The 14,434-nt window shown below is 68.7% G+C and carries 10 protein-coding genes and 2 pseudogenes; 5 read left to right on the top strand and 7 right to left on the bottom strand.

The window, feature by feature from the left end:
• Positions 1–208: 208 nt before the first annotated feature.
• Positions 209–391, bottom strand: coding sequence for a hypothetical protein (locus ACWGKT_RS26750; RefSeq protein WP_453275712.1), 183 nt, complete (start codon positions 389–391; stop codon positions 209–211).
• 300 nt (positions 392–691) lie between these two features.
• On the opposite strand from ACWGKT_RS26750, the gene ACWGKT_RS26745 reads away from it, so the two are divergent.
• Complete coding sequence (locus tag ACWGKT_RS26745) at positions 692–847, top strand: hypothetical protein (RefSeq protein ID WP_453275711.1); 156 nt, start codon at positions 692–694, stop codon at positions 845–847.
• Here the strand turns inward: ACWGKT_RS26745 and ACWGKT_RS26740 are convergent.
• Positions 831–2,351 (bottom strand): serine/threonine-protein kinase, encoded by a 1,521-nt coding sequence (locus ACWGKT_RS26740; RefSeq protein ID WP_453275710.1) that lies wholly within the window; start codon positions 2,349–2,351, stop codon positions 831–833. The genes ACWGKT_RS26745 and ACWGKT_RS26740 overlap by 17 nt on opposite strands.
• A 340-nt stretch (positions 2,352–2,691) precedes the next feature.
• On the opposite strand from ACWGKT_RS26740, the gene ACWGKT_RS26735 reads away from it, so the two are divergent.
• A complete protein-coding gene (locus ACWGKT_RS26735; protein ID WP_453275709.1) occupies positions 2,692–3,267 on the top strand; it encodes a GNAT family N-acetyltransferase in 576 nt (191 codons plus the stop codon).
• A 776-nt stretch (positions 3,268–4,043) separates the two neighbouring features.
• Here the strand turns inward: ACWGKT_RS26735 and ACWGKT_RS26730 are convergent.
• Entirely contained in the window at positions 4,044–5,729 is a 1,686-nt protein-coding gene (locus ACWGKT_RS26730; protein WP_356149992.1) for a ribonuclease J, read from the bottom strand.
• A gap of 526 nt (positions 5,730–6,255) precedes the next feature.
• Here ACWGKT_RS26730 and ACWGKT_RS26725 point away from each other — a divergent pair.
• Complete coding sequence (locus tag ACWGKT_RS26725; protein ID WP_453275708.1) at positions 6,256–6,897, top strand: hypothetical protein; 642 nt, start codon at positions 6,256–6,258, stop codon at positions 6,895–6,897.
• A 133-nt stretch (positions 6,898–7,030) separates the two neighbouring features.
• Here the strand turns inward: ACWGKT_RS26725 and ACWGKT_RS26720 are convergent, their stop codons facing one another.
• Complete coding sequence (locus ACWGKT_RS26720) at positions 7,031–7,606, bottom strand: CGNR zinc finger domain-containing protein (RefSeq protein ID WP_453275707.1); 576 nt, start codon at positions 7,604–7,606, stop codon at positions 7,031–7,033.
• A gap of 246 nt (positions 7,607–7,852) precedes the next feature.
• Between ACWGKT_RS26720 and ACWGKT_RS26715 the strand changes: the two genes are divergently transcribed.
• On the top strand, positions 7,853–8,434 hold the full coding sequence (locus ACWGKT_RS26715) for an AraC-like ligand-binding domain-containing protein (protein ID WP_453275706.1): 582 nt from the start codon (positions 7,853–7,855) through the stop codon (positions 8,432–8,434).
• A 209-nt stretch (positions 8,435–8,643) separates the two neighbouring features.
• On the opposite strand, the pseudogene ACWGKT_RS26710 reads toward ACWGKT_RS26715, so the two are convergent.
• From ACWGKT_RS26710 to ACWGKT_RS26700, 3 genes and pseudogenes are all read right to left on the bottom strand, one after another.
• Positions 8,644–8,790: pseudogene (locus ACWGKT_RS26710) on the bottom strand (GMC family oxidoreductase N-terminal domain-containing protein); the annotation flags it as partial.
• Between the two features lie 295 nt (positions 8,791–9,085).
• Positions 9,086–10,123 carry an AraC family transcriptional regulator gene (locus ACWGKT_RS26705; RefSeq protein WP_453275705.1) on the bottom strand — a complete coding sequence of 346 codons (1,038 nt, stop codon included), beginning with the start codon at positions 10,121–10,123 and terminating at the stop codon, positions 9,086–9,088.
• A gap of 707 nt (positions 10,124–10,830) precedes the next feature.
• Positions 10,831–13,665 (bottom strand): BTAD domain-containing putative transcriptional regulator, encoded by a 2,835-nt coding sequence (locus ACWGKT_RS26700; protein WP_453275704.1) that lies wholly within the window; start codon positions 13,663–13,665, stop codon positions 10,831–10,833.
• Between the two features lie 392 nt (positions 13,666–14,057).
• On the opposite strand from ACWGKT_RS26700, the pseudogene ACWGKT_RS26695 reads away from it, so the two are divergent.
• A pseudogene (locus ACWGKT_RS26695) lies at positions 14,058–14,378 on the top strand (alpha/beta fold hydrolase); the annotation flags it as partial.
• Positions 14,379–14,434: the final 56 nt, after the last annotated feature.

The following is a 14,434-nucleotide window of genomic DNA, read 5'->3' as shown; positions in this document are numbered from 1 at the left end:
TTCAGTGCAACTGTCTCGTGGCGGGGCGGAGTCGATCCGCCGCCTGTGGCGCGAGAAGTTAGGGGGCGTCTTTGTGGGAATTCTGTGGGCCTGCGATGCGGCGGCCGGTCGGGTACGACATGGGTGATGCGACCGCCCACCACTCAGGGGGAATGCATGCGGGCGTGGACGGTGTCGCCCCGCGCCGGAGGTCCTCCCGTCTCCGTGATCAGTCGCACTTCCTCGGCCAGGAGCTCACGGAGACGATTGCCGTCCTGGGAACTCGCGGTGCGGTACTGGGGTAAAAACGCAGGACCGGATCGAACTCGTCCAGGAAGATCTCGGCGCCGGGGACGGCGAACTCGACCTCGACGCTCTCCGAGCGCCCCTCCACGCGTTCGGTATCGATCACCGCGGTTCCGCCGCGTCGGCCCACGCTCCATAGGTACGGATGCCTACGCGTGCGTACGAGGGCCCGTGTCGCCCGGTGCTGGGCTCCGCCGGTGGATATGCTCAGTGAGGTGATCGGCAGTGTCCGGAACGGACGTGTCGAGGCATGCTCGATTAAAGGAGCGGGGACCGTGGCAGTGTCCGCCTCTGACTGTCAGCGAAATCCACATCGTCCTGCAGGGCGGTGCCTGACTGACCACAGCCGCAGGCCCGCCAGTCGAGCTGACACCGGGTGATGTCGTCCTCACGCCGTACTGCGGTCGTGACCGACCTGCTCGACCTCATCCTGCCCCGTGTACTGAGGCTGTGGCTGGAGGAGAATCCTGCGGCCGCCCGGCCGCGCGCCGTCTTGAGCACAACGCAAGCTGACGACGGGGCCGTTGCTCAGGGCCGGCTGCCTGTCAAGGCTGACGCGTGACGCTCACCTGCACGGTCAGGGTGCCCCTGTTGTCCTGGGAGCAGACACCGGCGGTGTCGTTGATGCCCAGTTGGAGTGTGGCATTCCCGGTTGCCCGGAAGGTCAGTCTCCGCCCGACGGCGTGCACCGGGAAGTTCTGGTCACCCACAAGTCGCGCCAGCAGGGCGGCGAACGGAGCCGTGCCCTTGACCTTGCAGGCCTTCACCCCGTCCTGCAAGCTGTCGGTGTCCGCGTCGTAGCCGACCGGCCCGGCCACGGGCAACTTCCGGTAGTTGGAGGTCCATTCGCCGGAGACGAACTGCACGGTGATCCGGTCACCGCGCTGGACGGACACTCCGGTGACCGGCTGCCAACCGGCCGTCGATTGGACGACCTGACGGGTCGTCGCCGTTTTCGGACGTTCCTTGAGCGGCAGAGTCCCGGTGAGGACGAGACCGCCCGCAGCGCCCGCAGCCAGCGTGGCCGTTCCGGCCAGCGCCCACCACAGCAGCTTCGGTCTCGCAGGGCGGCGCGACCGCCATTGCGGCTGCGGAGGTTCGGACGACGTGGTGTGCCGCCCCGTCGGCACGGACTCCCCGGCAGGTGCGAGCCATTTCTGGCTGCCGGTGATCGTGTTGGCGTCGGCCAGGGGGCCCGCAGGCCGGAACTCGCGTACAGTGGCCGACGGCATCACCCCGGCGTCCGGCACGCCCGCCACCACGCCCCGTAGCGCGGAACGCACGGCGGCCGCCGAGGGGCGCTCGCCCGGGGACTTGCGCAGCAGCGCTTCGACGACCGGGCGCAGCGGACCGAGTCGCTCCGACACGGCGGGTTCCTCGTACACCACAGCGTGCATCGTCGCGGGCGCTCCCGGCCTGCGGAACGGGGACTGGCCTCCGCACACCGTGGCAAGGGTCGCGCCGAGCGACCACAGGTCGGAGGCCGGCCCGACCTCCGCTCCCGTCACGCGTTCCGGTGCCATGAACTCGACGGAGCCGATCAGTTCACCGGTGGTCGTCAGGAACTCGCCGTCGTCGAGGGCCGCGATGCCGAAGTCGGTGAGGACGGCGCTGCCGTCTCGGCGCAGCAGCACGTTGGCGGGCTTGACGTCCCTGTGCAGGGTCCCGACCGCGTGGACGGCATCCAGCGCGTCGATCAGTTGCAGGCCGGCGGCGGCGGTCTGCTGCGGGGTGAGCGGTCCGGCCTCGGTGATCCGATGGGCCAGTGAGGACCCCTCGACGAGTTCCATGACGATCCACAGCCGGTCCTCGGACTCGACCAGGTCGTGAACTCCCACCACGTGGGGATGCGGTACCCGGGCGACCGCGCGAGCCTCGCGGACGGCACGCCGTACCCGTACGCGGTGGTCCTCGTCGCCGTTGGTGAGGATGTGCAGTTCCTTGGCGGCGACCGGCCGGTCCAGCAGTTGGTCGTGGGCGCGCCAGACTGTGCCCATGCCGCCGCTGCCGACGACGTCGTGCAGCAGATACCGTCCGGCGATCACCCGTTCCGCACGCGTAGCCACCTCGTGGTCACCATCTCCGGACATCACGCGCTCTCACATTTCCTTCGGAGGTGACATGGCAGTTGCCACGGTTTCGGAAGAACGCTACGAGCGCGATTTCCGATGCGGGTTCCCCGGCACTCGGCGCTCGTTCGCCGTGCGTCGTTGCCAGAGGCTAGAACCCTGGGCGACGCGACAGCAAGGCCCGCAGGGGCGGATTAAATGCTCCGCCGCGCGGAATAACTCACCGAGACACCCTCGCGAGCGATCCGGTGGTGAATGTCCGGGCAATCGTGATCAATTGATCCGGCAGTGGGATGGCGAGTGACGACGGATAGGCTTTGCCTCGCTGTGTCGTGCAATGCGCAGAGAAGACACATGGGGAGCGGGGCGGCATGAGTGGCGAAGGTCGACTCGACATTGCGTACCTGACTTCAGGCCAGGCCGGAGACCCTGGCCTCATGTCCTCGGCCACCGGACTGATCAACGAGGTCTACGCTGCCGCCGAGAAAGGGCTTTGGGTGGAAGGGGCGACGCGGACCACTCTGCGAGAGGTCGAGTCAGGATTCAGCAACTCGATGTACGCGTGGGCGAGGTCCGCATGCTGGCCGCATCCCCTGGACGGCGCGGTCTCGGCATCGGCCGCGAGCTGATGCGGTTCGTCGAACGGGACGCTCGGCAAAGGGGTCTCGAAACAATGCAATTGGCATTGCTCGTGCACCGCGAATGGTCGCACCCGTCCAAGGTCCTTCTCGACGAGTGGTACACACGCATCGGCTATGAGGTCACCAGCACGGGGTTGATCGATGATTTCCGTCCGGAACTTGCACCGCATCTCGCCACCACATGTGATTTCGTCGTCTATCGGAAGAGCCTGATTCTCGGAGACGGGTCGGCGTCTCGTTGGGGGAGGTGGTTGTCGGTGCCGCATGGTTGAGTGACTGCGCGCACGGTCCGCTCTTGACGAGCGAGGCTGTGGGCGGGTCGGCGGAGTGGCTGCGGGCGGGGAGCCTCCAGCACGTGACGTACGTGGTGCGGAGTCTGCCCGGCGGCTGAGCGAGCCGCCGGGCCTCGCTGTTCGGGCTCGCCCGCGATGATCCGCCAGGCGGGCACCCGCACCGTCCCGGTCACGGGGCAGGGTTTGGCCCCATGGCCTCCGGAGGGGAGTCCGGTGAGTGCGCGTGGGTCAGCCGCAGGTGCCGCGCGGGGTCCGCTACGGGCCCCGGGCCGGGGCCGATGAGCACCGCCGTGTTCTCGCCGCGCTCGGCGCTGACACCACGCCCACGAGTGCCTGCCGACCCGGTGGTTGGCGTGAGACCGGCTGACGATGGCCGGGGCGTGTGCTCGCATCGTCACATGCATTCCGGACAAGGCATCAACGCACCCGTGGCACATGACGACATCGGACTGTCCCCGGTGGCGGATGTGCTGTTGGAAGACATCGCTGGTCTTGCTCAGCAGAGGCGCACTCTCCTCCTGGCCGTGACGCTCGTATGACGCTCCAGGCGATCCGGCGGCGGCTCTCGGTAGCCCCGATCTTGCTCTGACCTGCGACGATGTCACAGTCCCTTTCGTATGACATCTTTCCGATGACTCATCATGTGGAGTGCGTTGCCACCCTGGCCTGCTGGGGTGGCTGCTGACTCCCGGTGCCCGACCTCGATGCCGGCGGGGCCGCGACCGGAACCGGGGACTGTGCTGCCGGGCTGTGGCTCAGGCATCGATGATGACGGGGATGATGAGGGGCTTGCGGCGGTGGGTGCGAAACGCCCAGTTCGCCACGGCGCGGGCGACGAGTTGTTCGAGTTGGCGCGCGTCCCCGACGCCTTCCTCGGCCGCGGTGGCCAGGGTCTTCTCGATGACGGGGATGACCGGCTCGAAGGTGGTGTCGTCGTGGACGAAGCCGCGGGCCAGGAAGTCGGGGGCCTCGGCGAGGGCGCCGGTGTCTGCGTCGACGATTGCCACCACCGTGACCACGCCTTCGGCGGCGAGGGTGAGGCGGTCCTTGAGGGACGCTTCGGTGGCGCCGCCGACTTCCATGCCGTCCACGTAGACGTTGCCGGCGGGGACCTTGCCGGTGATGGATGCGCGCCCGTCGACCAGGTCGACGACGACGCCGTCCTCGGCGATGACGACCCGCTCGGGGTCGACACCGGTACGGATGGCGAGGTCGGCGTTGGCCCGCAGGTGGCGCCATTCGCCGTGCACGGGCATGACGTTGCGGGGCTTGACGATGTTGTAGCAGTAGACGAGTTCGCCGGCGCTGGCATGCCCGGAGACGTGCACCTTGGCGTTGCCCTTGTGAACCACGTGGGCGCCCCACCGTGTGAGTCCGTTGATCACCCGGTAAATGGCGTTCTCGTTGCCGGGGATGAGGGAGCTGGCGAGCAGGACGGTGTCGCCCTTACCGATGCGGATCATGTGGTCGCGGTTGGCCATCCGTGACAGCGCGGCCATCGGTTCGCCCTGCGAGCCGGTGCACACCAGAGTGATCCTGTGGTCCGGGAGCTTCTCCAACTCCTTCGTGCTCACGACCAGACCGGAGGGGACCTTCAGATAGCCCAGGTCACGGGCGATGCCCATATTGCGGACCATCGACCGGCCGACGAAGGCGACCTTGCGGCCGTGCTGGTGGGCGGCGTCCAGGACCTGCTGGATGCGGTGCACGTGGCTGGCGAAGCTGGAGACGATGACCCGGCGCGGCGCGGTGCGCATCACCTGCTCGATCGCCGGGTTCAGCTCACGCTCGGAGGTGGTGAAGCCGGGGACTTCGGCGTTGGTGGAGTCGGTGAGGAACAGGTCCACGCCCTCCTCGCCGAGGCGGGCGAAGGCGCGCAGATCGGTGATGCGGTCGTCGAGAGGGAACTGGTCCATCTTGAAGTCGCCGGTGTGCAGCACCATCCCGGCCCGGGTACGGATCGCGACTGCGAGGCTGTCGGGGATGGAGTGGTTGACCGCCACGAACTCGCAGTCGAAGGGCCCGAAGCCACGCCGGTCGCCCTCCCGCACCCGCACCGTGCGCGGCCGGATGCCGTGTTCCTTGAGCTTGGCCTCCAGGAACGCCAGCGTCAGCTTGGAGCCGACGACGGGAATGTCGGACCGCTCGCGCAGCAGGTACGGCACGCCGCCGATGTGGTCCTCGTGGCCGTGGGTGAGTACCACGGCCACGATGTCGTCCAGCCGGTCCCGGATCGAGGTGAAGTCCGGCAGGATCACGTCTACGCCGGGCTGGGTCTCCTCGGGGAACAGCACGCCGCAGTCGACGAGGAGCAACTTGCCCGCGTGCTCGAAGACGGTCATGTTGCGGCCGATCTCACCCAGGCCGCCCAGGGCGATGACCCGCAGCCCTCCTTCGGGAAGGGGCGGGGCGGCTTTCAGCTCGGGGTGCGGATGACTCATACCCTGACGGTACCTGGAGAGCGGGACGAGGTGATCCATTGCCGCTCGATACGACCCGCCGCCATGAAGACGTACTGGCACTCAGGTCGGCATTCGTCTCATCTGCCCGCTGCCCCAGCCCCAAGACAAGACGGCAGCAGGGGCCGCAGCGACCGCTGCGGCCGCCGCGGGAGCCGGCGTGGCGTCAGGGGTCGCGCGGCCTTGAGCACCCCGCCCGCGATCACACAGAAGAAACAGGGCGAACCGACAGCCCGGGCATGCGCTCATGGCCGCTGACGTTTCAAGGTTGAACGTGATGTCGACCTTCGCGGTCCATTGTGGTCGGCCAGGATCAGATTCGGGTGTTCCATGAGCTGGGATTGAGCATGTTCTACGGGCTTGGATCGGGGGCCCTGAGTGTGGGGAGAATTGGTGGGTGCTGTCCCATCGCGGTGCCGTTGACGGCTGCCAGGGCGACGTCGACCACGGCGGCGACCCGGGCCCGGATCGCCGCGGCACGGCGCGGGCGTACTCCAGGAGTAAGTTGATGACGTCGACGACCACCCCGGAGGAGAGGATCGCGCTCGCCTTCCACCACGCGCGCAGCTGCGCGAGGGGCCGGCCCGGTGAGCACGATGGGGAGCTTGCCCTCGTGCATGTGGAGGCCATCGTGCGCCGTGCCTTGCCAGTGCAGGCGGGTCAGCACGGCCAGCGGCGCGATGACGGTGTTGGGGTTGCGGGGGCCGACGCGGAGGAAGACCAGTGGCAACGGCGCGTGCGGTTCATTGCCGTCCCGTCGGGCACCCACCAGCGGGCACGCCACATCGGCCGCTTCTTCGTGCCGCCCTCCTTCTCGCTCCGCCGGCAGCACCCCACGTACTTGTCGATCTTTCCCGCGAGCTCCTGCGCAGACTCGCAGCAGCTGTCGGCTCGCCGCCGCAGTGGCGTACTGGCGGGCGGCGTTCGGCCGGTCGCCGAGGGTCTCGAACACGTTCGTCGTGGGGTGGCGACCGGCGGGCCCCACCAGCGCCCGGAACGGGTGAAGTTTGCCTGTGGACCTGCAAGGGCCACGGTCGGGCCGCAACGCGTGGCCGCAGCGCGAGCCGCCAACAGTCCGAGCCCGATCGCCGCCCGTTATCCGACCCTTGAGTTGAATCGCCGCAGGTCAGCGCCGAGTAAGCGCTGTTAGGGTTCCGTTACGTATCCTTCTGTCCAGTGGTCCTCGTCGATCACTGCCTCTTCGATGTAGAAGCAGTTGGGCTCGTCGGCAAAAACGGTGATCACTTGGCAGATCCGGGCGGGTTTCCTTGACGCCGCCTGCTTCAGTCGGCTTTGTGGCGCTGGTAGTAGCGGGCGACGCGAGTTCGGTTGCCGCAGCGGGCGGCCGAGCACCAGCGGCGGCGCGGATGTGCGGGCAGGAACAGCATCACGCAGTCGTGGGCCTCGCAGACCCGGACCTTGAGAATCCTCGCATCGGCCAGTAGCCCTGTGGCGTCCTCGGCGAACTGGGCGGCCAGACGCAGGCCCGGGGAGCCCTGACGGCGGGAGACGAGTGCGAATGAGGTGCCGTCGAGGGTCAGCTCACGAACGGCGGGTGCGGCCCGCAACGCCGCGTTGAGGCCGTCCAGGGCGTCGGTGGGCGGAGCCTCACCACGCCGGGCCGCGTGCACGGCGGCAGCGATGTGATTGCGCACGGTCTGCACGGCGACCAGGTCGGCATCGGTGAGGGCCGCCTCGTCCACTGCAAGTTCCGGGAGTCGTTCGACCTGCAGCGCCAACCACGATCGCAGTCGGGTGACGTCGGTGAGCAGGTCGACCGGGCCGTCGGCGGTGTTCGGGCGGGTGTTGACCAGGTCAATGGCCAGGGGTTCACCGGTAAAAGGCGCGAGATCAACCACGCTGCTAATGCTACACGAACGAATTGACACGTTAGTCAAGCCTGGCTATGACCAATGCATCATGCGACTCAAGACGCGTGTGCTGTGATGTCGTCGACCTTTCCCGTGCACAGTCCACCGCCGCGTCGAGGCCGATGGTGGCGGTTCTTTACCGCGCATCGTTCATGGTCGGCGCCCGACGGCTGATACGTCAGTTCCCCTCCGTCCGACGAAGCTGCAGGGCGCCATGATCCACGGAAGCAGCCCATGACCACCGTCCCCAACGTCCGTGAGCTGTCCGAGCGGTTCGAGCAGGCCGCCTCCGACACATTCGCCCCGCTGCGCATCCGCCCCGACAAGACCACCGACGCCACCGGCCCGGCCGGCATGCTGCGGAGTGCGAGACCTGGCCAGGTGCTGGTCACCAGGGTCACCGGAGGCCCGTGCACGGTAGTGCGCACCCAGTCCCTCATCCGTTCCGGTGATCAGAAGCTGGTGAAGGTCGCGCTGCACGGCAGAGAGCGCGCGGGCGTCGAGCAGGACGGTCGCCAGTTCCTGCCGGGACCGGGCGACCTCCTCGTCTACGAGACTACGCGGCTGTCCGAACCGCGCTTTTGGGAGCCCTTCGACATCGTCGTGCTCGGCATCCCGCGCATCCTGCTGGGCCCCCACACCCACCCGCTGGCTGCTCGCACGGCGACGGCGGTGCCGACCGAGAGCGGCGGCGGACGCCAGGCGGTGCAAAGCCCCAGGTTGCGGACACCGCGACCATACCGACGTGAACGCCGCGAAGAACACCAAGGGGCCAGGCGCTCATCCGGCGGTGGTCGCGGATCGTGGCGTGGTTGAAGCCGACGCCGATCATCTGCTCGCCGTTGAAGTCTTCTGTGAGCGGGTGTCCCAGCGCGAGGGCGGCCTCCATGAACGCGGAGGAGGTGGGATGCGGCTCGCTGATACGGCTGACCGGCCGGTCCTCCTTTGCCGTGCCAGTCGCTTTCGCCGTCGACATGGTCCTCGGATCGCTTGAACAGCGGCAGCACGCCGTCCCAGTCCCAGCCCGGGCAGTCGGAGTATGCCCAGGCGTCGTAGTCGCTGCGGTGCCCGCGGACGTAGATCATGCCGTTGAGTGAACCGGAGCCGCCCAGTACCTTGCCGCGCGGCCAGTACAACGGCCGGTCGTTCGCGTGCCGCTGAGGGACCGTCATCAGGCCCCGGTCCAGAAGAGACTGGAAAGCAGCGGCCAGCCCTCGTGGGTCTCGGTCCCAGCTGTGCGCTCGCTGGCGACCGCCCGTGCGCCCGGTGGCGACCCGTGGCGACTTCGCCGATCTAGCTTCGGCCACGCGACAACATGGAGAGGAGCGTAAAAGCGATGTCCCGACAGACAGGCGGTCGAGCACGACTATCTCGTGGTGGGTGCCGGGTCGATCATCTGCCTCAGGGGTCAGCGCGGAACACCCACGGACGGGAGAGGGGCGTTCCTCCGGGACGGATCATGTGCGATCAGGCGTCTGGGGTACTTGCGTCTGCCTCCAGGGCGGCTGGTACGCGGAAGGCCGTCGTGGGCCAGTCGTCCGGTCTTGCGGTCACGGCTACGGGCGGGGTGTTGCGGTACTGGGCCGGGGAGTTGCCGGTGACCCGTTTGAACGCGGTGCTGAACGCGCTCTCCGAGGCGTACCCCCAGTCGGCGGCCACCGACGCGACGGTGCGGTCACCGCGGCGCAGGTCCCGGCCGGCGGCCAGAATCCGCCACCGCTGGAGATACACGAGCGGTGGCAGCCCGACCCGTTCTTTGAACCGGGCGGCGAAGCTCGCCCGGGACATGCCCCCTTGCGCAGCCAGCGTGGCGACGGTCCAAGGGTGCCCGGCCTGCTGGTGCATCAGCAGCAGCACCCGGCCGATCAACGGATCGGCCAGCGCACCCAGCCAGCCCGGCAGAGCCGTCTGCCGCGGTGTGCCCGTGGTCGCCACGACGGCCCGCAGAGCCTGGATGAACAGGATCTCGGTGAGCCGCTCCGACATCACGGAGGTGCCCATTCCCACGGTGCGAACCTCCTCGAGGAACACCCCCAGCAGCGGCTGGATCGTCTTCGCCTGGGGAGTGTCGGCGCGGATGGCAACCAGGGGCGGCAGGCCCTGCAGCAGCAGGGCGATCGTGGTGTCGAGGAAGTCGATGCTGCCGCCCACGATGAGCGTCCGCTCCTCATCAGCGGGGCTGCAACTGTCTCCGATCCGCACGATGCGGCTGGAGGAAGCCCGGTAGACCTCCTCCCCGCTGCGGTATGGCGCGTCCACGTCCCCGCACAGCGCGAACCACTCGCGCGCCGCCAGCAGGAAGCAGTCACCGGTCCGAAGGCGTACCGGCTCACCACCATCCACGCTCAGCCGGCAGGAACCCGCCAGCACGGCCCCGATCTTGATGTGCTCATGAACCCCGAAGCGCAGCGCCCAGCTGCCCCACGCCTCCAGACCTGACAACGACCCAGCCCTGACATTCAACGAAGCAAGAACATCCGACAACGGATCAATCGGCGATTGCATGTCGAGCAAACTAGCGGATCGGCCATACGCTCCTGGCCAAGGCCATCGGCAGTGGGCAGTGGGCGGTGGGTGGCCTCGCGGCAGATGAGCGCGGGGCACAGAGGATGTAACGGTTACGTAACGGGCCGTCGAGAGAGAACCCCACGTGGCTCGCCTCCGTAGCAGGGGGTGTCGGCCTCACTGAAGCCGCGCAGGCAGCACCTTCGGCGCACCGAGCGCGAACGGCTCCGTCAAGATCTGGGAGGAAGCATGCGCAAGGGCAGGTCCGCCACGGTCGAGGGCGGCGTGAGCAATCTCGCCGCCATCAGGTGCACCACGATCAGGTCGATCCGCTTCACCGATTGACCACTGTTCTCCGGGGCGGGCATGGCGACTTCCCTCAGTGCCGCCCGCCCCGGGCTCCACACGAGTCGAAGGAAGGAACAGGGCGCCTGCGAGACGCCAGATATCGATTGCCTCATGCGTCACCGCGGTCCTGTTCGTCCCTGCAGGTGCCGGATGCCACTCCTCGCCGCGTTTGCCGGTCTTCTCCAACCCGGTCGTGGAAGGGCTGTGGACGGCCCGGAGGCTCCTCCGGCGGAGGCTGGTTCGACCGCGGTCCGAACGGCGCCCGCGTGCTGGGGAGCGAGGTCTCCCTCGGTCCAGCCACCAGCACCTGGCTCGCGGGGCCGCGCCTGGGCGAGCCGGCGAGAAGCTGTACGAGCGCGTCAGTGACGAGGCGGGTTCTCTGTGAACCCCGTGAGCTTCGCGCGGACGGCCTGCGCGTCCGCATGTCCGAGCCCCTCCAGGATCGCGAGGGCCTCGGTCCACGCTTCACGGGCCGAGGCCCCGCGGCCCGCGGCGTGATGCGTGTCTCCGAGACGGCTCAGCGTGTCCGCTTCGGCCTGGGCGACGCCGACTTCACGAAAGAGGAGAAGGGCCTGTTCAAAGCTGGCAACCGCTTCGGTGTACTGGCCCAGATGGTGCTGGGCGAGGCCGATGCTGTCCCAGACGTCCGCCTTGAGGTACGGACGCTCGTGCAGTTCCCCCACTGCCAGGGCTTCCCAGCAGTGGTCGAGCGCCTGTTGGTGCTGCCCGAGCAGGGTGTGGCACCAGCCGACGGCGTTGAGGGCCGCGGCGATGCGCGCACTGTGACCGGCAGCCCGCTGTATAGCGAGAGAGCGCTGGGCGTGGGAGAGCGCTGTCTGAAGGTCGCCCTGCCGCTCGGCCACCCAGCTCAGCCGCCGGTGGCTCTCGGCGCAATCGGTGACGTCACCGGCAGCGGTGAACAGTTCCACCGCCCGCTCCATACGGTTCCGTGCCTCTTCGATCCGACCCAGGTTGGCCGCGGCCCGCGCCAGGCTCCGGTGGACATGTGCCTGGGCACAGGAGTCGCCGAGTCGCCGTGCTGCCTCCATCGCGATGTGCTGTGTGTCCTCGAGGTCGTGCCACAGTCCCTTCCGGTCCAGGTAGTGTTCAACGGCCCAGGCCAGCTGCCAGGTGTGTGTGTTCAGGCCATGGGCGGCCGCGGTTCTGATGGCCGCCACCAACACCGCCTGTTCGGCGTCGAACCAGGCTGCGGCCCGGGCGGAGTGCCCCGGCTCCAGGTCGAATTCCTCGGCCCGGACGCCCCGGGAGGGGGCAGACAGCACGATCGCGTGCCGATCGGGGGAGTACGTCCGCCCTGCGCGGTGGGCACTGTGCAGATAGTGGTCGAGGACGCGGACCCGGGCGGCTTGCTGCTCCTCCGGCGCGTCGGCGGCACGGGCCAGTTCGGCGGCGTAGGTGCGCAGCAGGTCGTGGGCGGCGTACCGGCCGGGCGTGGGTTCATTCACCAGGTGGGCGTGGGTCAGTTCGGTCAGCAATTGGTGGGTGTGCGGGACGGTGAGGCCCGCGAGGCTTGCGGCTGCGGCCAACGAGGTTTCCGGGCCCGGGTGCAGGGCGACCAGCCGGAACAGGCGTGCGGCGGCGGGGGTGAGGGCGTGGTACGACCACGAGAAGACGCCCCGTACGTCTGTCGCGGTGTCGGTGTCGGTGAAGGCGTCTAGGGTGCTGTGGCCGCCGGCGAGTTCGTCAGCGAGAGTCGCAAGAGGGAAGCCCGAGCGGGTCAGCGCCCGCGCTGCCGCGATGGACAGGGCCAGCGGCAGCCGGGCGCAGAGTTCGATGATCTTGTCGGCGGCCGTCGGCTCGGCGGCTACCCGGTCGGCGCCCAGACTGTGTACGAGGAAGTCGCGCGCCTCGGCGACGGAGAGCACGTCGAGGTGGATGGGCCGGGCTCCGTCCGTGGCGATGAGGCCGGACAGCCGGTTCCTGCTCGTGACGATCACCAGGCAGCCGGGGCTCGCCGGCAGCAGCGGGCGCACTTGTCGGGCGTCGCGGGCGTTGTCCAGCAGGAGCAGCACCCGCCGCCCGGCGAGCCGTGTGCGGTAAAGGGCCACCAGCGCATCGGCGTCCTGCGGCAGGCTCAGTGGGTTGGCCCCGAGCGACTCGAGAAGCGTACGCAGTGCCCGGTCCGGAGAGACCGGCAGCCCGGCCGGGTCGAATCCCCTGAGGTCGAGGTACAGCTGACCGTCCGGGAAACGGGAGGAAACACGGTGGGCCCAGTGCGCGGCAAATGTGCTCTTGCCAACTCCAGCCATGCCGGTGATGAGGCGGAGGGTGACGGTCATGGGCATCTCGCCGTTGCCGGGGAGCACCGAGTCGGCCTCGGCGAGTGGCGCCGCCCGCCCGACGAAGGCCGGCGGACCGGCGGGGAGCTGTGCCGGTGTCGGCTGGTCGGAGGCCGGCGTGGCCGGATGCGCCGGCGTGGCCGGGGCGATCAGTCCTGTGTCCGCCCGCAGGATGCGCTCGTACAAGTGCCGGAGGTCGGGTCCCGGATCGACACCCAGTTCATCGGCGAGAACCGAGCGGGCCTCGCTGTACGTCAGGAGCGCCTCCGCCTGGCGGCCCGACCGGTACAGGGCGAGCATCAGCATCTCCCGGAACCGCTCGTCCAGCGGGTGCTCGGCCACCAGAGCGGCCAGTTCCCGCGAGGCATCCGTGTGCTCGCCGAGTTCGAGCCGGACCGTGAGGCTCGCCTCCAAGGCGGACAGCCGCAGCCTGCTGAGCCGTTCGCGCTGCGCCTCGGCGTACTCGCCGCGAACTCCGGCCAGCACGGTTCCCTGCCAGTGGGCGAGGGCGTCGTCCAGGTATCGGGAGGCGATCTTGACATTGCCCTCGCGGCGCGCCCGGTCGGCCCGGGCGGCGAGATCCCGGAAAGCAGCCAGATCGAGCGACTGGGGCGACGTGCGCATCTGGTAACCGTCCCCCACGGAAAGGATCGCCAGGGAACCGAGCAGCCGACGCAACCGATGGACGTAGGTGCGCAGCGCACTCACAGCGGACGCTGGGGACCGGGCCCCCCAGACGGCGTCGACCAGTGCTTCGACCGGCACCTGTGCGCCCTCGCCGAGCAGCAGCACTGCAAGAACCGCGCGCTGCTTCGGAGGCCCGAGGTCCACCTCGTCCGGCCCGCGCCAGCCGCGGACGGGCCCCAGAACGGTGAACCGTAGTTGTTCCTGCACTCAGGCTCTCCCCTGCTCAGACAGAGCACGGGGCCTCGCCACCCGGCCGCTGTGAACCGCGAAGAGCACTGACGTTCCGGGCCGGGCTCCACGTCGGCGCGCCCGCCGTGGCGGTGCCGCATGCTTCGCTTTCTGCTGGCCCGTGTTCGGGCTTTGGCCGTGGACACGGCTGCCCGTGACACTACGGGCAGCGGGCCGGGCAGGCCATGCGCGAGCGTCCGGCGAACCTTCGCGTTCGTCCACGGCGGCTGTCATTCCGGTGGGGTGATGGTGGCCTTGTGGTGGCGGGGTCCCGCGAGCGCGGTTGTGCTGATACTAATGCATAGTTGGAACATTTACACATTAGGCGGGCTGCCGCTGAGGCTAATGCATCATCTTGATACGGAGATGCTGTGGAGGTCTTCCACCGTGAGTCCTTGCCCGAGCGGGCCGATGCCCCCGTCCTGCTGCTCCTGCACGGATTCCCCTCCGGCTCGCACCAGTTGCGCCGCCTCATCGACGCCTTGGGCGCTGGCTATCGGCTCATCGCCCCCCCTACTACCCCGGATTCGGCCACACCGCGGTCCCCAGGAATTCGCGCACACCCTCGTTCACTCGCCAGCATCACCGAGCGCTTCGTCGAGCGCCTCGGCCTGGCGCGTTTCACCATGTACGTCTTCAACTTCATTGCCCCGGTCGGCTTCCGTATGGCCCTGCGCCACCCGGAGCGGGTCGCCGGTCTGATCGTGCAGAACGGCAACGCGTACGAGGAGGGGCTGTTGGAGGCCGC

This window comes from Streptomyces sp. NPDC054794 (assembly GCF_053611585.1).
Note: the sequence above shows the minus strand (reverse complement) of the source record. Positions and strands in the feature narration are given on the sequence as shown.

Bases quoted from the DNA above. Each gene is read 5' to 3' on its own strand.
- ACWGKT_RS26735 (WP_453275709.1), top strand. From the start codon at position 2,692: ATGCGCAGAGAAGACACATGGGGAGCGGGGCGGCATGAGTGGCGAAGG.
- ACWGKT_RS26730 (WP_356149992.1), bottom strand. From the start codon at position 5,729: ATGAGTCATCCGCACCCCGAGCTGAAAGCCGCCCCGCCCCTTCCCGAA.
- ACWGKT_RS26725 (WP_453275708.1), top strand. From the start codon at position 6,256: ATGACGTCGACGACCACCCCGGAGGAGAGGATCGCGCTCGCCTTCCAC.
- ACWGKT_RS26715 (WP_453275706.1), top strand. From the start codon at position 7,853: ATGACCACCGTCCCCAACGTCCGTGAGCTGTCCGAGCGGTTCGAGCAG.
- ACWGKT_RS26705 (WP_453275705.1), bottom strand. From the start codon at position 10,123: ATGCAATCGCCGATTGATCCGTTGTCGGATGTTCTTGCTTCGTTGAAT.